Below are 25,449 nucleotides of genomic sequence, written 5' to 3' on the forward strand. Positions count from 1 at the left end.
CCTGGGTTCACGCCGGTGCGTCCAGGCGGTATCCGACGCCTCTGACGGTACGGATCAGAGTGGGTGACGACGGCACGTCCTCGATCTTGGCGCGCAGCCGCTGCACGCAGGCGTCGACCAGGCGGGAGTCACCGAGGTAGTCGTGCTCCCAGACCAGGCGCAGCAGTTGCTGCCGGGACAGCGCCTGCCCTGGCCGGCGGCTGAGCTCCAGCAGCAGGCGCAGTTCGGTGGGGGTCAGCTGCAGGTCCTCGCCGTTCTTCGTGACGGTCATCGCGGAGCGGTCGATCACGATGCTGCCGAAGGCCGCCGAGTCGGAGCTGTCCCGCTCGCCGCGGCGCAGCACCGCGCGGATGCGGGCGTCCAGCACACGCGGCTGGATCGGTTTGAGGACGTAGTCGTCCGCACCGGACTCCAGGCCCACGACGACGTCGATGTCGTCGCTCCGCGCGGTCAGCAGGATGATCGGCAGTTGGTCGGTGCGCCGGATCCGCCGGCACACCTCGAAACCGTCGATCCCGGGCAGCATGACGTCCAGCACGATCAGGTCCGGCCGCTGCTCGCGCAGCAGCTTCAGCCCGTCCTCGCCCGTCGCCGCGGCCACCACTCGGTGGCCTTGGCGCGACAGGGCGAGTTCGAGGCTCGCTCGGATGGCGTCGTCGTCCTCGATCAGCAACAGGAAAGGCACGCCCGCATTCTCCACCAAGGATGGCCGCGGAAGGTACCTGTGGCGTCTGTGACGGGCCTGTGACACTCGGCGGACAGCGTCATGAAACTGGCCCGGCAGTCTATTGGTCACGGCGAGGGCGTCCCTGGGCGAAGCCCCCGCCGGACCGAGACAGACACCAGGCAGGCTCCACCCACGGGGGCGCGAAATGAACGCACTGCACAGCACGACGACGGCAGTACTTCAGCCGCTCCCGCTCGTCTCCCACCAGCCCGTCCGCAACGAGGAGCTTCGCCCGGCCGCCGCGGTGCACACCGCGGCGCGGGGCGTGGAGAAGTCCGGTGCCACGGGCGGGCGGGGGTGCGCTCGTGGCACCGGACGTGGGGTGATCCGCAACCGGCCGCCGTTCTTCACGGCGATCGAGGGCGGTCACGGGGGACACGGGGGTGTCGCGTACGGAGAGGCCACGGGGGCCTCGGGGGACCTCGCCGGCCCGGCCACGGGCGGCGAGGAGGAGCGGCGGACCTCGGCGGAGGCGGACTTCACCGCCTACGTCCAGGAGCGCCGGGCCTCTCTGTACGCGACCGCGTACCACCTGACCGGTGACCGGTTCGAGGCGGAGGACCTGCTGCAGAGCGCGCTGTTCTCCACCTACCGGGCCTGGGACCGGATCAGCGACAAGGCGGCGGTCGGGGGCTACCTCCGCCGCACGATGACCAATCTGCACATCAGTGCCTGGCGGCGCCGCAAGCTCAACGAGTACCCGACCGAGGAGCTGCCGGAGACGGTGGGCGACTGCGACGAGATGCGCGGCACCGAGCTGCGCGCCGTGCTCTGGCAGGCGCTCGCCAAGCTGCCGGAGACCCAGCGCACGATGCTGGTGCTCCGCTACTACGAGGGCCGCACCGACCCGGAGATCGCCGGCATCCTCGGCATCAGCGTCGGCACGGTGAAGAGCAGCATCTGGCGCTCGTTGCGCCGGCTGCGTGAGGACCAGACGCTCAGCGCGGGCGTCGACGAGGAAGGGGCGTTCGGCGAGCTGGTGGCCTGACGCCGCGGAGCCCCGGGGGGATCGGGGGAGCGGGGGCTCCACAGCGGGGGGAGGGGGGAGAGGGAGCGGTCGCGTACGGCGGGGGGTCCGTGCGCACCGCTCCCTCGTTCATGTCTTACGGGAGTGCGAGCCGAATCGTTCAGACCCGGACGGGAATCGGTTCGTAACGAGCACCGGTGATCCGTTCCAGTGCCTCGTCCCGGTCGCACACATGGGCCCCGAGCGCCGAGTGCCGGGCCACGATGTGCCGTTCGGCCCGCATCAGGTTCCAGCCGCGGCGCAGCAGGAAGGGCACCGACTTGCGGCCCTCGCGCAGGTCCCGCACGAAGCGGCGGCGGGCGGTGGTGACCGCGCCCCGGCTCAGGCACAGGGCGTCGGCGAGCAGCCCGAGGCCGGCGCACCGCGCGGCGATGTCGGCGGCGAAGATGCCCTCGGCGATGAACAGCGGTGCCCCGTCGAGCTGCACGGCCGTGCTGCCCGTGACGGAGCTGGACGAGAGGTCGTACTCGGGGACGTCGGTCCGCCCGGTCGCGCACAGTTCGGCGACGGCGGCGAGGGCGGCGTCCGCGTTCCAGGACGCCGGTGAGTCCCAGTCGGTGCCGATGCCGCTCGGCAGCGCGGGGAGGGTCGGGTCGTCGCCCTCCTTGTAGAAGTCGTCCAGGCGGAGGATCGGCAGCCCGGTGCGGGCGGCGAGCGAGGACTTGCCGGACCCGGAGGGGCCGGTCAGCAGGATCACGCGGGCGACGAGGTGGGAGCTCACGGAACACCAGTGTGGGGCATTCCGCCTTTGGGGTGACCCTCGGGGACATGTTTTGGACGCGTGATGTTCAACCGAATACCGTACGTGGCGACATCGTCGCGTACGGAGACGGCCGCCGGCCCGCGACCGGCCCCGGTCTCCGGCCCGGCACCGGTTCAGTGACCAGGCAGGTGGACCTTCATGGCGCAGCTCTCCCGTACCCTTCTCCGCACCGCAGCCCTCGCGGTGTCGTCCGTCGCCGCCCTCGCGGTGGCCGGGGCGGCGCAGGCGGGCGCGGCGCAGCCCGACGGGCAGGGCAGCACCGACAAGTCCGCCAAGGAGACCGCGTCGGCCGTCGTCGGCACCATCAACTACCTGCCGGTCAACCCGCTGGCACGCACCAGCGTCAACCCCCTGGACAACGCGGTGGGTTCGCAGATCAGCGACTTCAAGCCGGTCTCCACCGCCATGCTCACCAAGCCGGTCGCCGACAGCCGCTCGGTCGCCGACCTGCCGCTCGTGGGCGGCCTGGTGCGCACGCTCCAGGGCCACTGACCGTCGTTTCCGCCTCGCCCCGCTCCGGCCGGTGACTTCCGGGCCGGGCGGGGCGCCTTGCCGCGTCGTCCCTCATGCACGCCGGGATCCGCCGCGCGGCGGTCCGCGCGACAGGTGGCGGCGGCACGGAAGGGCCGCGGACCCGCACCGGGTGCACGGACGAGCGTCGAGCGGTCCCCGGACGGGGCCACCACTGGCGCATGACGGCGTACAACGGCCGGTGGCGGCCGGAAACAGGCCCGGTCCCGGCACCTGTCACGCCGACGTGACGCTGCTGAAGAGCGCGCCCGGCGAACTCACCTGCGTGATGCCGCACACACCCGGTCCGCCCCGCGCCGATGAGCGCCGCTCGACCTGCCGGACGGCGTACGAACGCCTCGCTTGCTCATCGACGGGCACGACGACGGACGACACCGCGGACACGGCGGCTCGCCCCGCCGTCGAGAAGGCTCCCCGGCGGCGGAACGGGCCGCCGGGGAGTCCGGGTCAGTAGGCGGAGCCGGAGCCCGCGCCCGCACCCGCCGGGTGCCACACGGTCTTCGTCTCCAGGAACGCGGTCATGCGCTCCGTGCCGGGCTCGGCCGCCCAGTCCACAGCCTGTGGACGCAGCACCCGCTTGAGGTTGTCCGCGGCGGCCACCTCCAGCTCCCGGGCCAGATCGGCGTCGTGCGCCGCGCCCGCGAGGTCGATGGCGTTGACGTCCTGGTGCGCGGCGAGCGTCGGGGCGATCTCGGACGTCCGGCCGGACAGCAGGTTGACCACACCGCCGGGCACGTCCGAGGTGGCCAGCACCTCGCCCAGCGACAGCGCGGGCAGCGGGGCCTTCTCGCTCGTGACGACGACCGCCGTGTTGCCGGTGGCGATCACCGGGGCGATCACCGACACCAGGCCGAGGAAGGACGACTCCTGCGGCGCGAGGACCGCCACGACACCGGTGGGCTCGGGGCTGGAGAGGTTGAAGTACGGCCCCGCCACGGGGTTGGCGCCGCCGACGACCTGGGCGATCTTGTCGGTCCACCCCGCGTACCAGACCCAGCGGTCGATCGCGGCGTCCACGACGGCGGCCGCCTTCGACTTCGACAGCCCCTCGGCCTCGGCGACCTCGCGCACGAACTGGTCCCGGCGGCCCTCCAGCATCTCCGCGACGCGGTAGAGCACCTGGCCCCGGTTGTAGGCGGTCGCGCCGGACCAGCCGGCGACGGCCTTGCGGGCGGCGGAGACCGCGTCACGGGCGTCCTTGCGGGAGGACTGCGGCGCGTTGGCGAGCCAGCCGCCCTTGGAGTCGGTCACCTCGTACACCCGCCCGCTCTCGCTGCGGGGGAACTTGCCCCCGACGAACAGCTTGTAGGTCTTGAAGACGGACAGCCGCGCTGCCTCCGGCTTCTCGGACTTCTCGGGCTTGTCAGACATCGAGGTACCCCTCCAGACCGTGCCGGCCGCCCTCGCGGCCGAAGCCGGACTCCTTGTAGCCGCCGAACGGCGAGGTCGGGTCGAACTTGTTGAACGTGTTGGCCCACACCACACCCGCGCGGAGCTGGTTCGCGACCGACAGGATGCGCGAGCCCTTCTCCGTCCAGATGCCGGCCGACAGGCCGTACGGCGTGTTGTTGGCCTTCTCCACGGCCTCGGCCGGGGTGCGGAAGGTCAGCACGGACAGCACCGGGCCGAAGATCTCCTCGCGGGCGATGCGGTGCGCCTGGGTGACACCGGTGAACAGCGTCGGCGCGAACCAGTAGCCGGAAGAGGGCAGTTCGCACTCGGGGGACCAGCGCTCGGCGCCCTCGGCCTCCCCGGCCTCGGCGAGCGCGGTGATCCGTGCCAGCTGCTCGGCGGAGTTGATGGCGCCGACGTCGGTGTTCTTGTCCAGCGGGTCGCCGACGCGCAGCGTCGACAGCCGGCGCTTGAGCGCGTCCAGCACCTCGTCGGCCACCGACTCCTGCAGCAGCAGGCGGGAGCCGGCGCAGCAGACCTGGCCCTGGTTGAAGAAGATGCCGTTGACGATGCCCTCGACGGCCTGGTCGATCGGGGCGTCGTCGAAGACGATGTTGGCGCCCTTGCCGCCCAGCTCCAGCGTGACCTTCTTCTTCGTGCCGGCGACGCTGCGGGCGATCTGCTTGCCGACCCCGGTGGAGCCGGTGAAGGCGACCTTGTCGACGTCCTCGTGCGCGACGAGCGCGGCGCCGGCGTCACCGTAGCCCGGGAGGATGTTGACGACGCCCTTGGGCAGGCCCGCCTGGCGGCAGATGTCGGCGAAGAACAGCGCGGACAGCGGCGTGGTCTCGGCGGGCTTGAGGACCACGGTGTTGCCGGCGGCCAGCGCCGGGGCGATCTTCCACGCCAGCATCAGCAGCGGGAAGTTCCACGGGATGACCTGGCCGGCCACGCCCAGCGGGCGGGGGTTCGGGCCGTAGCCGGCGTGCGAGAGCTTGTCCGCCCAGCCGGCGTAGTAGAAGAAGTGCGCGGCGACCAGCGGGAGGTCGGCGTCGCGGGTCTCCTTGATCGGCTTGCCGTTGTCCAGGGTCTCCAGTACGGCCAGTTCGCGCGAGCGTTCCTGGACGATCCGTGCGATGCGGAACAGGTACTTGGCCCGCTCGGAGCCGGGCAGCGCCGACCACGAGGCGAAGGCGCGGCGGGCGGCCCGCACGGCGCGGTCCACGTCCGCCTCACCGGCCCGGGCGACCTCGGAGAGCACTTCCTCGGTGGACGGGCTGACGGTCTTGAAGACCCTGCCGTCGGCGGCCTCGGCGAACTCGCCGTCGATGAACAGGCCGTAGGAGGGCGCGATGTCGACGACGGAACGGGACTCCGGCGCGGGCGCGTACGCGAAGGCGGAGCCCGGCCTCGGCTGCTCGGACCGCTGCGCGTGGTTCTTCTGGGTGTTCTTGGTCATGGGTTCTCAGTCCACCGTCACGTAGTCGGGACCGGAGTAGCGGCCGGTGCTCAGCTTCTGGCGCTGCATGAGCAGGTCGTTGAGCAGGCTGGACGCGCCGAAGCGGAACCACTCGTTGCTCAGCCACTCGTCGCCCACGGTCTCGTTCACCAGCACCAGGAACTTGATGGCGTCCTTGGAGGTGCGGATGCCGCCGGCGGGCTTCACGCCGATCTGGACGCCGGTGGCGGCGCGGAAGTCGCGCACGGCCTCCAGCATCAGCAGGGTGTTGGCGGGGGTCGCGTTGACCGCGACCTTGCCGGTCGAGGTCTTGATGAAGTCGGCGCCGGCGAGCATGCCGAGCCAGGAGGCGCGGCGGATGTTGTCGTACGTCGCCAGCTCGCCGGTCTCGAAGATCACCTTGAGGCGGGCGGAGCTTCCGTCGGCGCGGCGGCAGGCCTCCTTGACCGCCTTGATCTCCTCGAAGACCTTCAGGTAGCGGCCGGACAGGAAGGCGCCGCGGTCGATGACCATGTCGACCTCGTCGGCCCCGGCGGCCACCGCGTCCGCGGTGTCGGCGAGCTTGACGGGCAGTGCGGCACGGCCGGCCGGGAAGGCGGTGGCGACGGAGGCGACCCGGACGCCGGAGGAGCCGAGGGACTCCTTGGCGATCGCGGCCATGTCCGGGTAGACGCAGATCGCGGCGACCTGGGGGGCCGTGCGGTCGGTCGGGTCCGGGGTGACGCCCTTGGCGCACAGCGCCCGGACCTTGCCCGGGGTGTCCGCGCCTTCGAGCGTGGTCAGGTCGATCATGGAGATCGCCAGGTCGATGGCGTAGGCCTTCGCCGTGGTCTTGATCGAGCGGGTGCCGAGGCTTGCGGCGCGGGCCTCGAGGCCGACCGCGTCGACGCCGGGCAGCCCGTGCAGGAAGCGGCGCAGCGCGGCGTCGGAGGACGTGACGTCGGACATCGACGCCAGCCTCGCCGCGGCGTCCGGGCCGTGAGCGGGAACAGTGGTGGGCATGGTCACCAGACGAGCATATCTACGCGCGTAGCGAATGTCACCGGGGAGAAAGGCATCCATCTGATCCCGCCGGGCCGCCCGGGCAACCGAATCCGGAGGAGTGGCGGTCTGGTGGGTGAAGGGGGTCATCGATGAACGCAGACCACGAGGCGGAGTTCCAAGGGTACGTCCGCGCCAGATGGGCCCAGCTGGTGAGGACGGCCTATCTGCTCACGGGTGACAGGCATCACGCCGAGGACCTCGCGCAGACCGCCCTCGCCAAGGCCTACCGGTCCTGGCGCAGGATCCAGCGCAGGGACAACCCCGACGCTTATGTGCGCCGGATCCTGATCACCTGCAACAAGGACCGGTTCCGCAAGAAACGGGTGCCCGAACGGCTGGTGGACATGCCGCCGGACGGTGTCGGCGCCGATCCCACGGCACGGGTGGCACAGCGGCAGGTGCTGCTGGCGGCTCTCGGCGAGCTGCCGAGCCGGCAGCGGGCCGTGGTGGTGCTGCGCTATTGGGACGACCTGTCGGAGACCGAGGTGGCCGAGTCCCTCGGCTGCTCGGTCGGCACGGTCAAGAGCCAGGCGGCCAAGGGCCTGGCCAAACTCCGCGTCCGGCTGGGCCCTGCGGTGGAGCACACGGCAGGAGCCGGCGCGGGCGTGGGGGTGCGGACGTCATGAGGCACAGCGGACAGCACACGAGGACCGGGGAGAGCGGAGGAGTCCGATGAGGGACACAGGACACGGCGCGGGGCACGGCCCGGCGGAGCAGGACACGGAGTTCGAGGCCGTGCTGCGCGAGCTTCTGGAGGAGCAGACGGAGGCGGTGCGAGCGGGCGAGGCGCCCGTCGCCTCGATCGTGCGGCAGGGCAGGACGGACCGCAGACGCCGCATGGCCGCCGCCGGGGCGGGGCTGGCCGTGCTCGCCGCGCTGCCGGGGACGGCCCTCGCGGTGCACTTCCAGCCGGAGGGGCGCGGCACGACCGCGCTGCCCGGCGACGCCGCGTCGACGGCGAGCACCGCTCCGCGGCACTCCGCCGCGTCACCGCGGGTGAGCCGGACGCCGAGCGGCCCGGAGGGGCCGCTCACACCTGGGCAGCTGACGGACGGCATCACTTTGGAGCGGGCGAGCAGCGCACTGGAGAAGTGCCTGGCAGCCCAGAAGGCCCATGAGCACAGGGGCGTTCCCGCCGGCGACGCAGGCAAGGCCGAGGACTACCGCGTCATCCTGGCCATGAACGCCACAGGCGACGAGAACTCCCCCGGCGACGGGATCAATGTCGTGGCGGTCAAAAAGCCCGGCGGCACTCCCACCCGGCTGATCTGCACCGAGAAGAACGGCGAGTCGGGTTTCAACTCCAGCGTAGGCGCCGAGCCCGAGGGGGCGCCGGTGCAGCCGGACATCAACGCCTTCCGGCTCTACAAGCAGGACACCAGCACCGGTCCCGGCCTGCCGTACGTCTTCCCCTTCCGCTGGGGCAGCATCGGCACGGTGAAGCCCGGGGTCGCCGAGGTCACCGTCGCCTACGGCGGCGTCACGAAGCAGGCGGTGCTCGACCACGGGTACTTCGTCGCGACCGGCGTCCTGACCAGGGCGGCGAGCGCCCTGCCGCACATCAAGGGCTATGACACCGCGGGCAAGCTGGTCTACGACTCGGCCGACGACAAGGGGTACGCGTAGGCAGCCGCTGACGCCGATGCACTAACGCAACCTCCGCCCCGTGAGGCAGCGGCGGCCCGTCGGGCACAATCTGATCTCATGACGAGCTCGCAGACCCCCGCCCCCGACCCGCAGCCCGAACCGGGGCAGCCGAAGTACGCCGACCGGTCCTACCGCTCGGCGGCTGGTATCGGCGGCGGAGTGATCATGCTCGCCATCGCCCTCTGGCTCGGCATCGACGCGATCGTCCGGGGCGACGGCCGCACTCCCTGGGTTGCTCTGGCGCTGCTGGTGCTGGTCGTGCCGCTGATCGTCGCCTTCAGCCTGCGCCCGGTGGTGTTCGCGGGGGAGGAACGGCTGCGGGTGCGCAACCCCTTCCGGACGATCACCGTGCCGTGGGCCGCGGTGGAGGGACTGCGCTCCGGTTACTCCACGGAGCTGTTCGCCGGGAGCAGGAAGTACCAGCTGTGGGCGGTGCCGGTGTCGATGCGGGCCCGCAAGCGTGCGGCGCGGGCCCAGGCCCGGGCGGCGTCCGCGACCGAGTCGGGTACTGCCCCGAGGGGGCGCTTGGGCGCGTCGGACTCCGTCCCCACCAGGGCCTGGTCCGACCGGGTCGTCGCCGAACTGCGTGAGCTCGCCGAGAAGAACGCGGGCCGCGACACCGCCCAGGGCGAGGTCACGGTGCGCTGGGCGTACGAGGTGATCGCACCCGCGGCGGCCGGGGCGATCGCCCTGGTGGTCCTGCTCGCCACGGGCTGAGCCGGGGGCCCGCCCGGGGCCGGGCCCAGCCCTTGGTTCCGGCTGCCGGTCCGGCCGATTCCTCTCCCCTGTGGTCTGGGGGAGGCCACCCCCCCCGACCACGGAGCGTCGCTGACGGGGCGGTTCGGCGGCGGCCGCCCGCCGCCGAACCGCCCCGTCAGCGCGGGGGGAGGTTCAGATGCCCGCGGCGGACGCGAGGTCGGTCTTGAGGGCGGACAGGACCTCGGCCGCCCTCGTGCGGGTGGCCGCGAGGGTGTCGGCACCGCCGGGGACCGGGAGGACGACCTCCAGGTAGCACTTGAGCTTGGGCTCGGTGCCGCTGGGCCGGACGATGACACGGGCCGCCTCGACCGGGCCGGCGCCGGCGAGGTGGTAGCGCAGGCCGTCGGTCGGGGGCAGGGCCCCGCTGCCCTGGGTGAGGTCCTCGGCGATCGTCACGGTCAGTCCCGCCAGCGAGGCCGGCGGCCGCTCCCGCAGCCGGGTCATGGCGTCGCCGATGAGGCTGAGGTCGGCGACCCGCACCGAGAGCTGGTCGGTGGCGTGCAGGCCGTACTCCAGAGCGATGTCGTCCAGGAGGTCGGAGAGCGTGCGGCCCTTGGCCTTGAGCTCGGCCGCGAGTTCGGCGACGGCCAGGGCCGCGCTGATGCCGTCCTTGTCGCGGACGCCGCCGGGGTCCACGCAGTAGCCGAGCGCTTCCTCGTAGCCGTAGCGCAGGCCCTCCACGCGGGAGATCCACTTGAAGCCGGTCAGCGTGTCGGCGTAGTCGAGGCCCGCCCGGGCGGCGATGCGGGACAGCAGCGAGGAGGAGACGATGCTCGCCGCGAAGGTGCCCGTGGCGCGCTGGTGGACCAGATGGGTCGCGAGCAGCGCGCCCACCTCGTCGCCGCGCAGCATCCGCCAGCCGGCCTCGGCGGCGCGGTCCGGGACGGCGACGGCGCAGCGGTCCGCGTCGGGGTCGTTGGCGATGACGATGTCGGGACCCAGCTCGCGGGCGGCAGCGAAGGACAGGTCCATCGCCCCCGGCTCCTCGGGGTTGGGGAACGCGACGGTCGGGAAGTCCGCGTCGGGCTCGGCCTGTTCGGCCACCACGTGCGGGGCGGCGAAACCGGCCCGCGCGAAGGCGGCGGTCAGCGTGTCGCGACCGACGCCGTGCAGGGGGGTGTAGACCACGGACAGGTCCCGCGGGGAGTGCCGGTCCACCACCGAGGCGACGCGGTCCAGGTAGGCCTCGACGACCTCGTCGCCGAACACCTGCCAGCCCTCGTCGGAAAGCGGCACGTCCGCGAGCGGGCCGATCGCGGCGATCTCGGCGGCGATGCCGGAGTCGGCGGGCGGCACGATCTGCGAGCCGTCGCCGAGGTAGACCTTGTAGCCGTTGTCCTGGGGCGGGTTGTGGCTCGCGGTCACCATCACGCCCGCGGCCGCGCCGAGGTGGCGGACGGCGAAGGCGAGCACGGGCGTCGGTAGCGGCCGGGACAGCAGTGCGGCGCGCAGCCCCGCGCCCACCATGACGGCGGCGGTGTCGCGCGCGAAGTCGTACGACTTGTGGCGCGCGTCGTAGCCGATGACGACCAGCCCGTCGCCCTGGCCCTGCGCCGTGAGGTACGCGGCCAGGCCTCCGGCCGCCCGGATGACGACCGAGCGGTTCATCCGCATGGGGCCCGCGCCGATCTCGCCGCGCAGTCCGGCGGTGCCGAACTGCAAGGTGCCCGCGAACCGGTCCGCCAGCTCGTCCACCGCGTCCCGGTCGCCGGCCTCGGCGGCGGTGAGCAGGGTCTCCAGCTCGCCGCGGGTGTCCGGGTCGGGGTCCTCAACCAGCCAGGTCCGGGCCTGCCGGATCAGTTCTGCGGTGCTGCCGGCGCCTGCGCTTGCGCTTGCCACGTGATGCTCCTGCGATGTCTCGGTCGTCGGTGCCGCCTCCGCCGCGCGGTGGCCGGTCTCGGGACCGGCGTGCCCGCCGCGCGGGTCGCGCGGGCGTGCCGGGGCCCGTCCGGCGGGCGGCGGCCGGGGTGGGGGCGGCGCGGGCCGGGGGACAGGGGGTTACCTCCCCGCGCCCGCGGGTTCCCTAACCAGGTGAACCGGGCGCCGGAGCCGGCTACGGGCGGGCGGGGCGTTCGCGCCCCGGTCCCGCCCGGCGGCCGGCATCCCGGCGGGCGGTCAGATCCGCTCCAGCACCTGGGCGAGGAGGGCGCCCATGCGGGCGGCGGAGTCGCGGCCGGCCTCCAGGACCTCCTCGTGGTTGAGGGGTTCGCCGGTCATGCCGGCGGCGAGGTTGGTGACCAGGGAGATGCCCAGCACCTCGGCGCCCGCCTCGCGGGCCGCGATGGCCTCCAGCGCCGTGGACATGCCGACCAGGTCGCCGCCGATGGTGCGGACCATGTTGATCTCGGCCGGCGTCTCGTAGTGCGGGCCGGGCAGCTGGACGTAGACGCCCTCCTCCAGGGAGGGGTCGACCTCCTTGCACAGCGCGCGCAGCCGCGGCGAGTACAGGTCGGTGAGGTCCACGAAGTTGGCACCCACGATCGGCGAGGTGGCCGTCATGTTGATGTGGTCGCTGATCAGCACGGCCTGGCCGGGCCGGTAGGTGGGGCGCAGGCCGCCGCAGCCGTTGGTGAGCACGACGGTCTTGCAGCCCGCGGCGACGGCGGTGCGCACGCCGTGCACCACGGTGGCCACGCCGTGGCCCTCGTAGAAGTGGTTGCGGCCGAGGAACACCAGGGCGCGCCGATCGCCCATCCGCACCGAGCGCACCTTGCCGGAGTGGCCCGCGACGGCCGGCGGCGGGAAGCCCGGCAGTTCCGTGATCGCGAACTCGTACTCGGCCTCACCGAGCATGTCGGCGGCCGGCACCCATCCGGAGCCCATCACCAGGGCGACGTCGTGGGTCTCGTCGCCGGTGAGCTCGCGCAGGCGAGCGGCGGCCTCCGTGGCGGCGGCGTACGGGTCGCCCAGCGGAGTGCGGGCTGCGTTGGGATGTGCGGAAGAGTTCACGCCGATGAGGGTAGCCGGTTATCTCCTACGCGCGTAGACGTCTCAGGTCACGGTCTGCGAAACTTCGGAGGATCCGACGATTGACGCTCCCATGGTGACCTTCGGGGCGTCCGGTGGCGAGCGCTTTCCGTGCGGATCACCCGGTGTTCGTCTCCGCCGTGCCCGGGTCGCGCGCCCCGGCGGTCAGCAGGGGCGCTTGCGCAGTTCCATGACGTAGTCGTGCGGCGCGCCCGCGGACTCCGCCGCGTCGGCCAGCTCGCCGAGGTAGCGGGCGGAGGGGAGGCCGCCCTCGTAGTCGTTGAGCACGTAGATCCACGCCGTCACGTCGCCGTCCAGGGTGTGCGCGCGGACCTGGTGGCGGCGGTAGATGCCCAGCGGCACGCCCTCCCAGCGGTCGAGTGACTCGTCGTCGACCGGCGCGATGTCGTAGAGCCCGACGAAGACCTGGTGCAGCGGGTCCTCCACCAGGGTGGCGATCGCCCCCTCCCAGCCCATCTGCTCGCCGCCGAACGTCAGGCGCCAGCCGTCGAGCCAGCCGGTTCCGCGCAGCGGCGAGTGCGGGGCGCGGCGGGTCATCAGCCGCGCGTCGAGGTTGCCGGCGTACGCGGCGTAGAGCGACATGGTGACGAGAGTACGACAGAGGGGCCCTGCCCACCCGACCACGACGGCCGGGCCGCGGGGCCCAGTAAGTGATCACTTGGCGCGTGCGGGACAATGGGGTACGTGACTCGGATCGTGATCATTGGTGGCGGACCCGGCGGATACGAAGCGGCCCTCGTGGCCAGCCAGCTGGGCGCGGAGGTGACCGTCGTCGACTGCGACGGTCTGGGCGGGGCGTCGGTGCTCACCGACTGCGTACCGTCGAAGACCCTGATCGCGACGGCCGAGGTGATGACCACCTTCGACTCGTCGTACGAGGAACTGGGCATCATCGTGGCGGACGACACGCCGCACGTCGAGCAGGCGGCCCGGGTCGTCGGCGTGGACCTCGGCAAGGTCAACCGCCGGGTGAAGCGTCTGGCCCTCGCCCAGTCGCACGACATCGCCGCCTCCGTCACCCGTTCCGGTGCCCGTGTCCTGCGCGGCCGCGGCCGGCTCGAGGGCATGCAGGCCATCGACGGCTCCCGCAAGGTCGTCGTCACGGCCGCCGACGGCACGAGCGAGACCCTCACCGCCGACGCCGTGCTCATCGCCACCGGCGGGCGTCCCCGCGAGCTCCCCGACGCGCTGCCGGACGGCGAGCGGATCCTCAACTGGACGCAGGTGTACGACCTGGAGGAGCTCCCCGAGGAGCTCATCGTGGTCGGCTCCGGCGTGACCGGCGCCGAGTTCGCCGGCGCGTACCAGGCGCTCGGCTCCAAGGTGACGCTGGTCTCCTCCCGCGACCGCGTCCTGCCCGGCGAGGACCCGGACGCCGCCGCCGTCCTGGAGGACGTCTTCCGGCGCCGCGGCATGAACGTCATGGCCCGCTCCCGCGCCGAGTCCGCCAAGCGGGTGGGCGACCGCGTCGAGGTCACCCTCTCCGACGGCCGGGTCATCACCGGCAGCCACTGCCTCATGGCGGTCGGCGCCATACCCAACAGCTCCGACATGGGCCTGGAGGGCGCCGGGGTCAAGGTCAAGGAGTCCGGCCACATCTGGACCGACAAGGTCTCCCGCACCTCCGCTCCGGGCGTGTACGCGGCCGGCGACGTCACGGGCATCTTCGCGCTCGCGTCGGTCGCCGCCATGCAGGGCCGGATCGCGATGTACCACTTCCTCGGCGAGACGGTCGGCCCGCTCAACCTCAAGGCGGTCTCCTCCAACGTCTTCACCGACCCCGAGATCGCGACCGTCGGCTACACGCAGTCCGACGTCGACGCCGGCATCATCGACGCCCGCGTCCTGAAGCTGCCGCTGCTGCGCAACCCGCGCGCGAAGATGCAGGGCATCCGGGACGGCTTCGTGAAGCTCTTCTGCCGCCCGGGCACCGGGATCGTGGTCGGCGGCGTGGTCGTCTCGCTGCGCGCGAGCGAGCTGATCCACCCCATCTCGATCGCGGTCGACAACAATCTGACCGTGGAGCAGATGGCGAACACCTTCACGGTGTACCCGTCGCTGTCGGGCTCGATCGGCGAGGCGGCACGGCAGTTGGCCACCAGGAAGGCCGCCGGGGAGCTGTAACCACCGGGCGCGCGGGACCGCAGCTTTCCGTATAGCACGCGACGTCCGACTTCACGAACAACTTCTGTTAATCGGTGCAAACTGCTGATAGCAGACGGTCATTGGCGTTACTGTCAGTTTCGTGTTCGCAGCAGAACGTCGCCAACTGATCCTCGAAATGGTGCGCGCCAATGGAGCGGTTTCGCTCCGTGAGCTCGCCCGCGTCGTCCAGACCTCGGAAGTGACCGTACGGCGTGACGTGCGGGCGCTGGAGGCAGAAGGACTGCTCGACCGCCGGCACGGCGGTGCGGTGCTGCCGGGGGGCTTCACCAGGGAGTCCGGCTTTCCGCAGAAATCCCATCTATCGACCGCGGAGAAGACGGCGATCGCCGATCTCGCGGCCGGTCTCGTCGAGGAGGGCGAGGCCATCGTCGTCGGTGCCGGTACCACCACCCAGGAGCTGGCACGCCGGCTCGCCCGGGTGCCGGGGCTGACCGTCGTGACCAACTCCCTGCTCGTGGCGCAGGCGTTGGCGCACGCCAACCGGGTCGAGGTCGTCATGACCGGCGGCACGCTCCGCGGGTCCAACTACGCGCTGGTCGGCAGCGGCGCCGAGCAGTCCCTGCAAGGGCTGCGGGTCTCCCGGGCGTTCCTGTCCGGGGCCGGTCTCACCGCAGAGCGCGGCCTGTCCACCTCGAACATGCTCTCCGCGAGCGTCGACCGGGCACTGGTCCAGGCGGCCGCGGAAGTCGTGGTGCTGGCCGACCACACCAAGCTGGGCACGGACACCATGTTCCAGACGGTGCCGACGGACCTGATCACGCATCTGGTCACCGACGCGCCGCCCGCGGGCGACGACCGTGCCGCGACCGAGCTCCAGGCGCTGGCCGACCGCGGTGTGCAGGTCGCGGTGGCGTCGACCGACGGAGTGGACGGCGGGATGCCCCACGGGCGGCAGCGGCGGGAGATGCCGCCCGTGCCGGGCCCCCGCCGGCACCAGCACCCGCAACCGGGCTACTCCGGTGGCAGCGCGGCCCCACCCGGTGAGCCGCGCGCCCGGGCCGCCGGCCAGTCGGCCGGAGGCGTCGCGGGGAGCATGTCCCCGCTGCGCACCGCCCAACTGGCCGGGGAGCAGCAGGCCGCGCGGATCGCGGACCTGGCACCCCGCCGCCGCTGACCACCGCGGGCCCCGGCCGATCGTCGGCCGGGGCCCGCGTGCGGTGCCGTGCGTGCGGTACTGCGTCGTCCCGAGCGCGGATCAGTCCTTGATCTCGCAGATCAGCGCGCCGGAGGAGACGGAGGAGCCGACCTCTGCGGCCAGGCCCTTGATGGTGCCGGAGCGGTGCGCGTTGAGCGGCTGCTCCATCTTCATCGCCTCCAGGACGACGACCAGGTCGCCCTCCTTGACCTCCTGGCCCTCCTCGACGGCCACCTTCACGATGGTGCCCTGCATCGGCGAGGCCAGGCTGTCGCCGGAGGCGGCGGAGCCGGCCTTCTTCGCCGTGCGCCGCTTGGGACGGGCGCCGCCGGCGGCCGCCGTACGGGCCAGGGTCATGCCCAGCGAGGCCGGGAGGGAGACCTCCAGGCGCTTGCCGCCGACCTCGACCACGACGGTCTCGCGGCCCGGCTCCTCGGACTCCTCGCCGTCGACCGCGGCGGTGAAGGGCGGGATCTCATTGACGAACTCCGTCTCGATCCACCGGGTGTGGACCGTGAACGGGCCCTCGCCGCCGTGCACCTCGGGCGCGAACGCCGGGTCGGCGACCACCGCGCGGTGGAACGGGATGGCGGTGGCCATGCCCTCGACCTGGAACTCGGCCAGGGCGCGGGCGGCGCGCTGCAGCGCCTGCTGCCGGGTGGCGCCGGTGACGATCAGCTTGGCCAGCAGCGAGTCCCAGGCGGGGCCGATGACACTGCCGGCCTCCACGCCCGCGTCCAGGCGCACGCCCGGACCGGACGGCGCGTCGAACCGGGTGACGGTGCCGGGGGCCGGCAGGAAGTTGCGGCCGGGGTCCTCGCCGTTGATGCGGAACTCGAAGGAGTGACCGCGCATCGGCGGGTCGTCGTAACCGAGCTCCTCGCCGTCGGCGATCCGGAACATCTCGCGGACCAGGTCGATGCCGGTGACCTCCTCGGTGACCGGGTGCTCGACCTGGAGACGGGTGTTGACCTCCAGGAAGGAGATCGTGCCGTCGGTACCGACCAGGAACTCGCAGGTGCCCGCGCCGACGTAGCCGGCCTCCTTGAGGATGGCCTTGGAGGCGCGGTAGAGCTGCGCGTTCTGCTCGGGGGTCAGGAAGGGCGCGGGCGCCTCCTCCACGAGCTTCTGGTGGCGCCGCTGCAGCGAGCAGTCACGGGTGGAGACGACGACCACGTTGCCGTGCTGGTCGGCCAGGCACTGGGTCTCCACGTGCCGGGGCTTGTCCAGGTAGCGCTCGACGAAGCACTCGCCGCGGCCGAAGGCGGCGACCGCCTCGCGCACCGCGGAGTCGTAGAGCTCCGGGACCTCCTCCAGCGTGCGGGCGACCTTCAGGCCGCGTCCGCCGCCGCCGAAGGCGGCCTTGATGGCGATCGGCAGGCCGTTCTCACGCGCGAAGGCGACGACCTCCTCGGACCCGGAGACCGGGTCGGGGGTGCCGGCCACCAGCGGCGCGCCGGCGCGCTGCGCGATGTGCCGGGCGGCGACCTTGTCACCCAGGTCCCGGATGGCCTGCGGCGGCGGGCCGATCCAGGTCAGGCCCGCGTCGAGGACCGCCTGGGCGAAGTCGGCGTTCTCCGACAGGAAGCCGTACCCCGGGTGGACGGCGTCCGCCCCGGCTTCGGCAGCGGCCGCCAGCACCTTGGAGATGTCCAGGTAACTGGTGGCCGGAGTGTCACCGCCCAGCGCGTACGCCTCATCGGCCACGCGCACATGCAGCGCGTCCCGGTCCGGCTCCGCGTAGACGGCCACACTGGCGATCCCGGCATCCCGGCAGGCACGGGCGACGCGGACTGCGATTTCACCGCGGTTGGCGATGAGGACCTTGCGCACGATGGCTCCCTCCTTGAAACAAGCAGAGTTTAGGTACTGGCGACACTTCGTGCCGAGGCACCCCTGGGGGTGAGCTTGCCCACACGGAGGGTGACACGAGTCCCCGCCGGGGGCTCGGATGCCGTGGCTTCCCACGGTAAATCCCTATTCATCCCGGTGCTTGGGGCCCTGGGGTGTGGGCCGGGTCACCAGCCTCCACCGTGGCCGACGGGGCGTTGGTTTTGTGGGAACTCCACGAAGGCCCGGGGAAATCTTTGCCGGACCAGCGCCCCATACGGGTGGCGGCGGCGAAACCCTTGCCGCAACTCCTACCCGTTAGTAGCGTGCGCCTTACGTGATACCGGCGGTAAGCCGGTCGGGGACAGGGGGCGCGCAGTGCGCAGGAGTGTCGCCGCGACAGCGGCCGTGGTGCTCGTCCTGGAGGCGTTCGGCTTCGCCGTCGTCAACTGGGTGATGGGCATCGCCGTCGAGCACCAGCAGATGTCCCTGGGCGGGCTGAAGCCCAGCGCGATGGCGGCGGGTGCGTGGGCGGCCGGCGTGGTGATGGCGCTCTTCCTCATCGGGTGCGCGATCGTGCTCGCCCGCGCCGCGGTCCGGGACCGCGCCCCCGGGCGCCTCGGCCGCATCCTGCTGATCGTCTGCGCCGTGACCCACGGCGTGCTCGCCGCCGGCCTGGCCGCGCCGGTGGGCTGGGCGGCGTTCGTCGGGATGGTGGTGATCATGGGCCTGGTGGTGCTCAGCCTGCTCCTGTACGCCGGAGGTGAGGCCCCGGCGGCCCCTGCCGCCGACCAGCCGGGCGGGAGCACGCCCCCGCCGCCTCCCGTGGCGCCCGCCGCGGTCTGACCGGGAAGTCCCGGACCGACCCGGACGCCTCAGACCCAGAAGTCCGTGATGCGCAGGCCGAGGTCCGCGAACAGCCGGCGCAGCAGCGGCAGCGACAGCCCGATGACATTGCCGGAGTCGCCCTCGATGCCGTCGACGAACGGGGCCGAGCGTCCGTCGAGCGTGAACGCGCCGGCCACCGCCAGCGGCTCGCCGGAGGCGACGTAGGCGGCGATCTCGTCGTCGTCCGGGGTGCCGAAGCGGACCGTGGTCGAGGCGGTGGCCGACACCCTGCGGCCGCCCGCGCCCAGGTCGATGACGCAGTGTCCGGTGCGGAGCACGCCGGACCGGCCGCGCATGGACTTCCAGCGGGCCGTGGCGTCCTCCGCGTCCGACGGCTTGCCGAGGGCCTGGCCGTCCAGGTCGAGCACGGAGTCGCAGCCGATGACCACCTCGTCGCCGGAGAGCCCGGCGGCGACCGCGGCGGCCTTGGCCTCGGCCAGGACCAGAGCGAGTTCGGCGGGGCTGCCGGCGCTGACCGCCTCCTCGTCGACGCCGCTGACGACGACCCGCGGGTCGAGTCCGGCGTTCTTGAGCAGCCCGAGCCGCGCGGGGGAGGCGGACGCGAGGACGAGCGGGCGGGTGCGGGCGCTGCGGCTGTCGGTCATGCCGTCATCGTAGTCAGCAGCGCCAGGCCACCAGCGCGGTGATGACGGGGACGGCGACGGCGATCACGAGCATCGCCCGGCGCAGCATCGCCTGGGCCTGCCGCATCTCCTCGGGGGGTTCGTCGGACGGGTCGGACCACAGCATCCGTCCAGGGTGCGCCGTGTGCGGTGCCCGCGCCTGAGTACGGATACTCAGGCGCGGGCGGCACGCCGCGGGTGCGGGCCCGGGTCAGTGCGGCCAGTACGTGGCGCGCCAGGCCGCCGGCGACGGGCGGAGCGGCCGGGACGGCACGTTGCGCGCGGGGGCGGCCCACTCGTCGGCCTGCCGCGGGCCGTCGGCGGGGCCGGGTGCGGCCGCGGCCCGCGCCTGGACGAGGGCGACGACGGCCGCCAGTTCCTCCGGGGTCGGGTTGCCCCGTTCAACCTTGATCATCATCGTGGGCACACTCCTTACAGCGGGATGTTGCCGTGCTTCTTCGGCGGCAGGCTCTCGCGCTTGTTGCGCAGCGTCCGCAGCCCCTTCACCAGGTGCACACGGGTCTCCGAGGGCATGATCACGGCGTCGACATAGCCGCGTTCGGCGGCGACGTACGGGTTCAGCAGCGTGTCCTCGTACTCCCGCATCAGCTCCGTGCGCAGCGACTCGGCCTCCTCCGGCGAAGCGGCCTCGGCGAGCGTGCGGCGGTGCAGGATGTTGACCGCGCCCTGGGCGCCCATGACGGCGATCTGCGCGGTCGGCCAGGCCAGGTTGAGGTCGGCGCCCAGGTGCTTGGAGCCCATGACGTCGTAGGCGCCGCCGAACGCCTTGCGGGTGATGACGGTGATCAGCGGCACGGTGGCCTCGGCGTACGCGTAGATCAGCTTGGCACCGCGCCGGATGATGCCGTTCCACTCCTGGTCGGTGCCCGGCAGGAAGCCGGGGACGTCCACGAAGGTGATGACCGGGACGTTGAAGCTGTCGCAGGTGCGGACGAAGCGCGCGGCCTTCTCGCCGGCGTTGATGTCCAGGCAGCCGGCGAACTGCATCGGCTGGTTGGCGACGATGCCGACCGGGCTGCCCTCGATCCGGCCGAAGCCGGTGACGATGTTCGGGGCGAACAGCGCCTGCGTCTCCAGGAACTCGCCGTCGTCCAGCACATGCTCGATGATCTTGTGCATGTCGTACGGCTGGTTCGCCGAGTCCGGGATCAGCGCGTCGAGTTCCAGGTCCTCGGCGCCCACCTCCAGGTCCGCCTCCTGGAGGTAGGCCGGCGCCTCCTGGAGGTTGTTGGACGGCAGGTACGACAGCAGTGCCTTGACGTACTCGATGGCGTCCTTCTCGTCGCCCGCCATGTGGTGCGCGTTGCCGGAGACGGAGTTGTGCGAGCGGGCGCCGCCGAGCTCCTCGAAGCCGACGTCCTCGCCGGTGACGGTCTTGATGACGTCCGGTCCCGTGATGAACATGTGCGAGGTCTGGTCGACCATCACCACGAAGTCGGTGATGGCGGGGGAGTACACCGCGCCGCCCGCGCAGGGGCCCATGATGAGGGAGATCTGCGGGATCACGCCGGAGGCGTGGGTGTTGCGGCGGAAGATCTCGCCGTACAGGCCGAGCGAGGTCACGCCCTCCTGGATGCGGGCGCCACCCGAGTCGTTGATGCCGATGACCGGGCAGCCTGTCTTCAGCGCCCAGTCCATGACCTTCACGATCTTCTCGCCGAAGACCTCGCCGAGCGCCCCGCCGAACACCGTGAAGTCCTGCGAGAACACCGCGACCGGACGTCCGTCGACGGTGCCGTAGCCGGTGACGACGCCGTCGCCGTAGGGGCGGTTCTTCTCCAGGCCGAAGTTGGTCGAGCGGTGCCGCGCGAGCTCGTCGAGCTCCACGAACGAGTTCTCGTCCAGCAGCAGTTCGATGCGCTCACGGGCCGTCAGCTTGCCCTTCGCGTGCTGCTTCTCCACCGCGCGCGCCGAGCCTGCGTGGGTCGCCTCCTCGGTGCGGCGGCGCAGGTCCGCGAGTTTCCCCGCGGTCGTGTGGATGTCGTACTCCGGCTCAGCCATGGGAAGCGGCTCTCCTGTTCCCGTCGGGTGGATCTGAGGGTGTGACGTGACTGGCGAGTAATTCTGTTTCCGTAGCGTAACCGCGCGGATGCTGCCCGGTCAGTGCGGCGTTGACCACACCCCTGCTCCTAGGCTGGGACACATGACATCGAACCGCTGGTCCGACCTCGACCGCCCGCCGCTGAACGTGACGGCCCTGCGCAAGGCGATCGTCACGCCGGACAGCCGGTGGACCTCCTTCGACCTCGTCGAGGCCACCGGCTCCACCAACAGCGACCTGGGCGCCCGCGCCCGCGAGGGCGCGCCCGAGGGCGCGGTGCTGGTCGCCGAGGAGCAGACCGCCGGGCGCGGCCGGCTGGACCGCCAGTGGCAGGCGCCGGCCCGCTCCGGGCTGTTCTTCTCCGTGCTGCTGCGGCCGTCCGCCGCTCCCGCCCACCGCTGGGGCTGGCTGCCGCTGCTCGCCGGGGTCGCCACGGCCACCGCCGTCGCGCGCACGGCGGGCGTGGACACCGGCCTGAAGTGGCCCAACGACGTGCTGGTGACCGTCGGCGGCGAGGAGCGCAAGACCGGCGGCATCCTCGCCGAGCGGGTGGGCGACGACGCCGTCGTCCTGGGCATCGGGCTCAATGTCACGCTGCGCGAGGACGAGCTGCCGGTGCCAGCTGCCGGGTCGCTGGCGCTCGCCGGGGCGAAGGTCACCGACCGCGATCCGCTGCTGCGCGCCGTGCTGCGCTCGCTGGCCGACTGGTACGGCGAGTGGCTGGGCGCGGAGGGCGATCCGGCGGCCTCGCGGCTGCAGCAGGCGTACGCCGCCGGCTGCACGACCCTGGGCCGCACGGTGCGCGCGGTGCTCCCTGGCGGCACCGAGGCGACCGGCCGGGCGGTCGCCGTGGACGACGACGGGCGCCTGGTCGTGGCCACCGCCGCGGGCGAGCGGGCGGTCGCCGCGGGCGACGTCGTCCATGTGCGGCCGGCGGGAGAGTGAGCCAGGCCACACCTGTCGTATGGTGGGTGCGGCAACCGCCATACAACAGGTGTGCGGAAGGGCCAGTACGCAGGGACCCTGGAGGGGGCGGGCGGTGACCGTGGACGACGCGAGCGACCTCCCGTCGCACGACGGACCGGACCGGGAGCCGGAGAGCGGGCCGGAGGGCACCGCGCCCGACGACGAGCCGGACGGGCCGGGGGACGAACCGGAGGCCGGGCCGTCCGGGCCGGAAGAGGACCCCATCGCGCTCCGCCTGGAGCAGTTGATCATGGGCGCCGAGCGGCTCTACACGCCGTTCCAGGCGGCCCGCAGCGCCGGCGTCTCCATGGACCTCGCGGCCCGCTTCTGGCGGGCCATGGGCTTCGCCGACATCGGCCAGGCACGGGCCCTGACCGAGGCCGACGTGCTCGCGCTGCGGCGCCTGGCGGGTCTGGTGGAAGCCGGTCTGATCAGCGAGAACACGGCCATCCAAGTGGCCCGTTCCACGGGGCAGACCACCGCGCGGCTCGCCGAGTGGCAGACCGACTCCTTCCTGGAGGAGCTGACCGAGCCGCCCGAGCCCGGCCTGACCCGGGCCGAGGTGGCCTACCCGCTGGTCGAGCTGCTGCTGCCGGAGCTGGAGGAGTTCCTGACCTACGTCTGGCGGCGGCAGTTGGCCGCCGCCACCAGCCGGGTCGTGCGCTCCGACGACGAGGAGGCCGTCGACCGGCGGCTCGCGGTCGGCTTCGCCGACCTCGTCGGCTTCACCCGGCTGACCCGGCGGCTGGAGGAGGAGGAACTCGGCGAACTGGTCGAGGCCTTCGAGACCACGGCCGCCGACCAGGTCGCCGCCCACGGCGGCCGGCTGGTCAAGACCCTCGGTGACGAAGTGCTGTTCATCGCCGACGACCCGGGCACCGCCGCGGAGATCGGCATGCGGCTGATCGAGACGATGAACGGCGACGAGACGATGCCGGCGCTGCGGGTCGGCATCGCCTTCGGCACGGTCACCACGCGCATGGGCGACGTCTTCGGCACGACGGTGAACCTGGCGAGCCGGCTGACCTCGATAGCGCCGCGGGACGCGGTGCTCGTGGACGGGGAACTCGCGCAGGCGCTGGTCGCCGGCGGCGAGGCGCCCGAGTCCGAGGCGGAGGTCGAGCCCGGGTCGGACGAGAAGTACCGGTTCGCGCTGCAGCCGATGTGGCGGCGGCCGGTGCGCGGTCTCGGCGTCGTGGAGCCCTGGCTGCTGAGCCGCCGCGGGGGCTGATCGCCGGCGCGGGGCGCGCACGGGCCGTACGGGTCCGCGGTGCCGCTTTCGCCGGCGGGGGCCGCGCCCTACCCTGCTCGGGTTGGTTCACGATCGTTAACGGCCGACCCGAAGGGTGCGTGGGCAATGTCCGAGCTGCGGTTTGGTGAGTGGGTGGCGGTCCGCCGGCACGGTGACGCGGGGCGGGTCGCCGAGCTGGTGCTCGACCGGCCGAAGGCGATGAACGCCGTCTCCACCGGGATGGCGCGCGCGATCACCGAGGCGTGCGAGGCGCTGGCGGCCGACCGCTCGGTGAGCGTGGCCGTGGTGAGCTCGACCCACGAACGGGCCTTCTGCGTGGGCGCGGACCTCAAGGAGCGGAACTCCTTCTCCGACGCCGACCTGATGAAGCAGCGCCCGCACACCCGCGCCGCCTACACCGCCGTGCTGGAGCTGCCGATGCCCGCGGTGGCCGCCGTGCACGGCTACGCGCTGGGCGGCGGCTACGAACTGGCGCTGGCCTGCGACGTGATCGTGGCGGACCCGACGGCCGTCGTCGGCCTGCCGGAGGTCAGCGTCGGGGTGATCCCCGGCGGCGGCGGCACGCAGCTGCTCCCGCGCCGGGTGGGCGCCGCCCGGGCGGCGCAGCTGATCTTCACGGGACGGCGGGTGCCGGCCGCCGAGGCGCTCGCGCTGGGCCTGGTGGACGTCCTCGCCGAGGAGGGCCAGGACGGCGCGGAGGCGCTGGCGCTGGCCGGCCGGATGGCCCGGAACTCCCCGGTCGGGCTGTGGGCCGCCAAGCGGGCGCTGCGCCTCGGACAGGGCACGGACCTGCGCACCGGCCTGGACGTGGAGGACGCGGCCTGGCGCTCGGTCGCCTTCTCCGGGGACCGGGCCGAGGGCGTCGCGGCGTTCAACGAGAAGCGCGACCCGGTGTGGCCGGGGGAGTGATTGGCGCGGGAAACGGCCGTGCCGGGCGGGCTCGGAGCGCGCACGATCCGGTAAACGTCGCAAACTGGTAAAAAGCGGCGGCGACAGGAGACGGGCGCATGAACGGCACCGGCGGCGGGGACGCCCGACTGCGCGCCGTCGCCGAGCTGGCGCGGGCGGTCGCGGCGGCGAAGTCGCCGATGGAGGCGGTCGTCGCCGCCGCGACCGCCGCGCGGGTCGCCCTCGGCGGCACCATGGCGGCGGTCTCCCGCTGGGAGCGCGACCGCGGGCGGCTGCGGGTCCTGGTCAACGACGGCGATCTCGCGCCCGACGAGGAGGCGCAGCCGGCCGAGGAGGTCTACTCGGTCGCCGACTTCCCCGAGATCGTGGAGTTCCTGCACGGCCGGTGGACCGAGGGCGGCGAACCGCACGCCTGGGTCGAGACGGCGGACGGCCCGGCGGGCGACCGCGCCGGCGCCTACTGCCACCAGCGGGTCGCCATGCTCCGCCGGCGCGGCCGCTCCTCCTGCGTGATCGCGCCGATCCTGCTGCACGGGCTGGCCTGGGGCGAGCTGTACGTCGCCCGGGCGGCCGGACGGCCGGTCTTCGACCGGGACGACACGGAGTTCGCCACCGTCCTGGCGGCGCTCACGGCCGCCGGTATCGCGCAGACCGAGCGGCTGGCGGAGGTCCGGCGGCTGGCCTTCACCGACCCCCTGACGGGGTTGGCCAACCGGCGGGCGGTCGACCAGCGCCTGGAGGAGGCCCTGGAACGGCACCGCGGCGACGGCACCCCGGTCAGCCTGGTGGTCTGCGACCTCAACGGCCTCAAACGGGTCAACGACCAGCTCGGGCACGCGGTCGGCGACCGCCTGCTGGTCGGCTTCGGCTCGGTGCTCTCGCTGTGCGGCGCGGCACTGGCGGACAGCCTGGTGGCCCGGCTGGGCGGCGACGAGTTCTGCCTGCTGTCGGTGGGGCACGGCGCCGAGGACGTGGTCCGGGTCGCCGAGGAACTGTGCGTTCGGACCAAGTGGCTGGGACTCGGCGACGGGGTGGCGGTCGGGGTGGCCTCGACGGACGCGGAGATCGGGCCGGTCACCTCGGCGCGACGACTGTTCCGGCTGGCGGACGCCGCTCAGTACCGGGCGAAGGCGCTGCACTCCATCGAGCCGGTCGTGGCGGGCCGCGGCGCGCCGGAGGACCCGGTCGTCCGCCTCGCCGACCAGCCCGCCGGCCACGACGTCGAACGCCGCCGCTTCCGCGGCCGGGACTAGGCGGGCGACGCCCGTGCCGTCCGGGCCG

The 25,449-nt window shown here is 72.8% G+C and carries 25 protein-coding genes; 12 read left to right on the forward strand and 13 right to left on the reverse strand.

The window, feature by feature from the left end; genetic code table 11:
* Positions 1 to 7 precede the first annotated feature (7 nt).
* Complete coding sequence (locus PV364_RS06220) at positions 8 to 685, reverse strand: response regulator transcription factor (protein WP_319658662.1); 678 nt, start codon at positions 683 to 685, stop codon at positions 8 to 10.
* Between the two features lie 187 nt (positions 686 to 872).
* On the opposite strand from PV364_RS06220, the gene PV364_RS06225 reads away from it, so the two are divergent.
* The gene (locus tag PV364_RS06225; RefSeq protein WP_319658663.1) at positions 873 to 1,715 is read left to right on the forward strand and encodes a SigE family RNA polymerase sigma factor; all 843 of its coding nucleotides are present in this window, start codon (positions 873 to 875) and stop codon (positions 1,713 to 1,715) included.
* Positions 1,716 to 1,854: 139 nt separating this feature from the next.
* Here PV364_RS06225 and PV364_RS06230 read toward each other — a convergent pair whose 3' ends face one another.
* Positions 1,855 to 2,475 carry an ATP-binding protein gene (locus tag PV364_RS06230; RefSeq protein ID WP_319658664.1) on the reverse strand — a complete coding sequence of 207 codons (621 nt, stop codon included), beginning with the start codon at positions 2,473 to 2,475 and terminating at the stop codon, positions 1,855 to 1,857.
* 180 nt (positions 2,476 to 2,655) lie between these two features.
* Here PV364_RS06230 and PV364_RS06235 point away from each other — a divergent pair, with 180 nt between their 5' ends.
* Positions 2,656 to 3,009 (forward strand): hypothetical protein, encoded by a 354-nt coding sequence (locus PV364_RS06235; protein WP_319658665.1) that lies wholly within the window; start codon positions 2,656 to 2,658, stop codon positions 3,007 to 3,009.
* 486 nt (positions 3,010 to 3,495) lie between these two features.
* On the opposite strand, the gene PV364_RS06240 is transcribed toward PV364_RS06235, so the two are convergent.
* The 3 genes from PV364_RS06240 to deoC are packed head-to-tail and all read right to left on the reverse strand — an operon-like array spanning position 3,496 to position 6,901.
* On the reverse strand, positions 3,496 to 4,419 hold the full coding sequence (locus PV364_RS06240; RefSeq protein WP_319658666.1) for an aldehyde dehydrogenase family protein: 924 nt from the start codon (positions 4,417 to 4,419) through the stop codon (positions 3,496 to 3,498).
* Complete coding sequence (locus tag PV364_RS06245; RefSeq protein ID WP_319658667.1) at positions 4,412 to 5,899, reverse strand: aldehyde dehydrogenase family protein; 1,488 nt, start codon at positions 5,897 to 5,899, stop codon at positions 4,412 to 4,414. Before PV364_RS06245 ends, PV364_RS06240 begins: the two co-directional genes overlap by 8 nt.
* Positions 5,900 to 5,905: 6 nt before the next feature.
* A complete protein-coding gene (gene deoC / locus PV364_RS06250) occupies positions 5,906 to 6,901 on the reverse strand; it encodes a deoxyribose-phosphate aldolase (protein WP_319658820.1) in 996 nt (331 codons plus the stop codon).
* 131 nt (positions 6,902 to 7,032) lie between these two features.
* On the opposite strand from deoC, the gene PV364_RS06255 reads away from it, so the two are divergent.
* From PV364_RS06255 to PV364_RS06265, 3 genes are all read left to right on the forward strand, one after another.
* Positions 7,033 to 7,569: a SigE family RNA polymerase sigma factor gene (locus PV364_RS06255; protein WP_319658669.1), complete on the forward strand. Its 537-nt coding sequence runs from the start codon at positions 7,033 to 7,035 to the stop codon at positions 7,567 to 7,569.
* A 46-nt stretch (positions 7,570 to 7,615) separates the two neighbouring features.
* A complete protein-coding gene (locus PV364_RS06260; protein WP_319658670.1) occupies positions 7,616 to 8,569 on the forward strand; it encodes a hypothetical protein in 954 nt (317 codons plus the stop codon).
* A 78-nt stretch (positions 8,570 to 8,647) separates the two neighbouring features.
* Positions 8,648 to 9,307, forward strand: a complete 660-nt coding sequence (locus tag PV364_RS06265) for a PH domain-containing protein (protein ID WP_319658671.1) — start codon at positions 8,648 to 8,650, stop codon at positions 9,305 to 9,307.
* Positions 9,308 to 9,481: 174 nt separating this feature from the next.
* On the opposite strand, the gene PV364_RS06270 is transcribed toward PV364_RS06265, so the two are convergent.
* The 3 genes from PV364_RS06270 to PV364_RS06280 all read right to left on the reverse strand — a co-directional run bounded on the left by PV364_RS06270 (position 9,482) and on the right by PV364_RS06280 (position 12,919).
* Positions 9,482 to 11,188 carry a phospho-sugar mutase gene (locus PV364_RS06270; RefSeq protein WP_319658672.1) on the reverse strand — a complete coding sequence of 569 codons (1,707 nt, stop codon included), beginning with the start codon at positions 11,186 to 11,188 and terminating at the stop codon, positions 9,482 to 9,484.
* Between the two features lie 276 nt (positions 11,189 to 11,464).
* On the reverse strand, positions 11,465 to 12,298 hold the full coding sequence (locus PV364_RS06275) for a purine-nucleoside phosphorylase (protein ID WP_319658673.1): 834 nt from the start codon (positions 12,296 to 12,298) through the stop codon (positions 11,465 to 11,467).
* Between the two features lie 183 nt (positions 12,299 to 12,481).
* A complete protein-coding gene (locus PV364_RS06280; RefSeq protein WP_319658674.1) occupies positions 12,482 to 12,919 on the reverse strand; it encodes a gamma-glutamylcyclotransferase in 438 nt (145 codons plus the stop codon).
* Positions 12,920 to 13,012: 93 nt separating this feature from the next.
* Between PV364_RS06280 and PV364_RS06285 the strand changes: the two genes are divergently transcribed.
* Positions 13,013 to 14,461, forward strand: coding sequence for an NAD(P)H-quinone dehydrogenase (locus PV364_RS06285; protein ID WP_319658675.1), 1,449 nt, complete (start codon positions 13,013 to 13,015; stop codon positions 14,459 to 14,461).
* A gap of 157 nt (positions 14,462 to 14,618) precedes the next feature.
* Positions 14,619 to 15,617 carry a DeoR/GlpR family DNA-binding transcription regulator gene (locus PV364_RS06290; RefSeq protein ID WP_384294279.1) on the forward strand — a complete coding sequence of 333 codons (999 nt, stop codon included), beginning with the start codon at positions 14,619 to 14,621 and terminating at the stop codon, positions 15,615 to 15,617.
* An 81-nt stretch (positions 15,618 to 15,698) separates the two neighbouring features.
* On the opposite strand, the gene PV364_RS06295 is transcribed toward PV364_RS06290, so the two are convergent.
* Positions 15,699 to 17,471 (reverse strand): acetyl/propionyl/methylcrotonyl-CoA carboxylase subunit alpha, encoded by a 1,773-nt coding sequence (locus PV364_RS06295; protein WP_319658677.1) that lies wholly within the window; start codon positions 17,469 to 17,471, stop codon positions 15,699 to 15,701.
* A 375-nt stretch (positions 17,472 to 17,846) separates the two neighbouring features.
* Between PV364_RS06295 and PV364_RS06300 the strand changes: the two genes are divergently transcribed.
* The gene (locus PV364_RS06300; protein WP_319658679.1) at positions 17,847 to 18,314 is read left to right on the forward strand and encodes a hypothetical protein; all 468 of its coding nucleotides are present in this window, start codon (positions 17,847 to 17,849) and stop codon (positions 18,312 to 18,314) included.
* 29 nt (positions 18,315 to 18,343) lie between these two features.
* Here PV364_RS06300 and PV364_RS06305 read toward each other — a convergent pair whose 3' ends face one another.
* The 4 genes from PV364_RS06305 to PV364_RS06320 all read right to left on the reverse strand — a co-directional run bounded on the left by PV364_RS06305 (position 18,344) and on the right by PV364_RS06320 (position 21,001).
* Positions 18,344 to 18,961, reverse strand: coding sequence for a nucleoside triphosphate pyrophosphatase (locus PV364_RS06305; RefSeq protein WP_319658680.1), 618 nt, complete (start codon positions 18,959 to 18,961; stop codon positions 18,344 to 18,346).
* Between the two features lie 13 nt (positions 18,962 to 18,974).
* Positions 18,975 to 19,106, reverse strand: coding sequence for a morphogenic membrane protein MmpB (gene mmpB / locus PV364_RS06310; protein WP_319658681.1), 132 nt, complete (start codon positions 19,104 to 19,106; stop codon positions 18,975 to 18,977).
* Between the two features lie 84 nt (positions 19,107 to 19,190).
* Entirely contained in the window at positions 19,191 to 19,397 is a 207-nt protein-coding gene (locus tag PV364_RS06315) for an acyl-CoA carboxylase epsilon subunit (RefSeq protein WP_415924529.1), read from the reverse strand.
* 14 nt (positions 19,398 to 19,411) lie between these two features.
* A complete protein-coding gene (locus PV364_RS06320) occupies positions 19,412 to 21,001 on the reverse strand; it encodes an acyl-CoA carboxylase subunit beta (protein ID WP_319658682.1) in 1,590 nt (529 codons plus the stop codon).
* Between the two features lie 142 nt (positions 21,002 to 21,143).
* On the opposite strand from PV364_RS06320, the gene PV364_RS06325 reads away from it, so the two are divergent.
* The 4 genes from PV364_RS06325 (at position 21,144) to PV364_RS06340 (ending at position 25,421) form a co-directional block, all read left to right on the forward strand.
* A complete protein-coding gene (locus PV364_RS06325; RefSeq protein ID WP_319658683.1) occupies positions 21,144 to 21,986 on the forward strand; it encodes a biotin--[acetyl-CoA-carboxylase] ligase in 843 nt (280 codons plus the stop codon).
* Positions 21,987 to 22,080: 94 nt separating this feature from the next.
* Complete coding sequence (locus tag PV364_RS06330) at positions 22,081 to 23,238, forward strand: adenylate/guanylate cyclase domain-containing protein (protein ID WP_319658684.1); 1,158 nt, start codon at positions 22,081 to 22,083, stop codon at positions 23,236 to 23,238.
* Between the two features lie 126 nt (positions 23,239 to 23,364).
* Complete coding sequence (locus PV364_RS06335) at positions 23,365 to 24,168, forward strand: enoyl-CoA hydratase/isomerase family protein (protein ID WP_319658685.1); 804 nt, start codon at positions 23,365 to 23,367, stop codon at positions 24,166 to 24,168.
* A 98-nt stretch (positions 24,169 to 24,266) separates the two neighbouring features.
* Positions 24,267 to 25,421 carry a GGDEF domain-containing protein gene (locus PV364_RS06340; protein ID WP_319658686.1) on the forward strand — a complete coding sequence of 385 codons (1,155 nt, stop codon included), beginning with the start codon at positions 24,267 to 24,269 and terminating at the stop codon, positions 25,419 to 25,421.
* Positions 25,422 to 25,449: the final 28 nt, after the last annotated feature.

This window comes from Streptomyces sp. MI02-7b, assembly GCF_033793585.1.
Classification (GTDB): domain Bacteria; phylum Actinomycetota; class Actinomycetes; order Streptomycetales; family Streptomycetaceae; genus Actinacidiphila.

Excerpts from the sequence above, each read along its gene's own strand:
- PV364_RS06225 (WP_319658663.1), top strand. The coding sequence starts at position 873 with ATGAACGCACTGCACAGCACGACGACGGCAGTACTTCAGCCGCTCCCG.
- PV364_RS06235 (WP_319658665.1), top strand. The coding sequence starts at position 2,656 with ATGGCGCAGCTCTCCCGTACCCTTCTCCGCACCGCAGCCCTCGCGGTG.
- PV364_RS06240 (WP_319658666.1), bottom strand. The coding sequence starts at position 4,419 with ATGTCTGACAAGCCCGAGAAGTCCGAGAAGCCGGAGGCAGCGCGGCTG.
- PV364_RS06245 (WP_319658667.1), bottom strand. The coding sequence starts at position 5,899 with ATGACCAAGAACACCCAGAAGAACCACGCGCAGCGGTCCGAGCAGCCG.
- deoC (WP_319658820.1), bottom strand. The coding sequence starts at position 6,901 with ATGCCCACCACTGTTCCCGCTCACGGCCCGGACGCCGCGGCGAGGCTG.
- PV364_RS06255 (WP_319658669.1), top strand. The coding sequence starts at position 7,033 with ATGAACGCAGACCACGAGGCGGAGTTCCAAGGGTACGTCCGCGCCAGA.
- PV364_RS06260 (WP_319658670.1), top strand. The coding sequence starts at position 7,616 with ATGAGGGACACAGGACACGGCGCGGGGCACGGCCCGGCGGAGCAGGAC.
- PV364_RS06265 (WP_319658671.1), top strand. The coding sequence starts at position 8,648 with ATGACGAGCTCGCAGACCCCCGCCCCCGACCCGCAGCCCGAACCGGGG.
- PV364_RS06280 (WP_319658674.1), bottom strand. The coding sequence starts at position 12,919 with ATGTCGCTCTACGCCGCGTACGCCGGCAACCTCGACGCGCGGCTGATG.
- PV364_RS06285 (WP_319658675.1), top strand. The coding sequence starts at position 13,013 with ATGGGGTACGTGACTCGGATCGTGATCATTGGTGGCGGACCCGGCGGA.
- PV364_RS06290 (WP_384294279.1), top strand. The coding sequence starts at position 14,619 with ATGGTGCGCGCCAATGGAGCGGTTTCGCTCCGTGAGCTCGCCCGCGTC.
- PV364_RS06305 (WP_319658680.1), bottom strand. The coding sequence starts at position 18,961 with ATGACCGACAGCCGCAGCGCCCGCACCCGCCCGCTCGTCCTCGCGTCC.
- mmpB (WP_319658681.1), bottom strand. The coding sequence starts at position 19,106 with ATGCTGTGGTCCGACCCGTCCGACGAACCCCCCGAGGAGATGCGGCAG.
- PV364_RS06315 (WP_415924529.1), bottom strand. The coding sequence starts at position 19,397 with ATGATGATCAAGGTTGAACGGGGCAACCCGACCCCGGAGGAACTGGCG.
- PV364_RS06320 (WP_319658682.1), bottom strand. The coding sequence starts at position 21,001 with ATGGCTGAGCCGGAGTACGACATCCACACGACCGCGGGGAAACTCGCG.
- PV364_RS06325 (WP_319658683.1), top strand. The coding sequence starts at position 21,144 with ATGACATCGAACCGCTGGTCCGACCTCGACCGCCCGCCGCTGAACGTG.
- PV364_RS06335 (WP_319658685.1), top strand. The coding sequence starts at position 23,365 with ATGTCCGAGCTGCGGTTTGGTGAGTGGGTGGCGGTCCGCCGGCACGGT.
- PV364_RS06340 (WP_319658686.1), top strand. The coding sequence starts at position 24,267 with ATGAACGGCACCGGCGGCGGGGACGCCCGACTGCGCGCCGTCGCCGAG.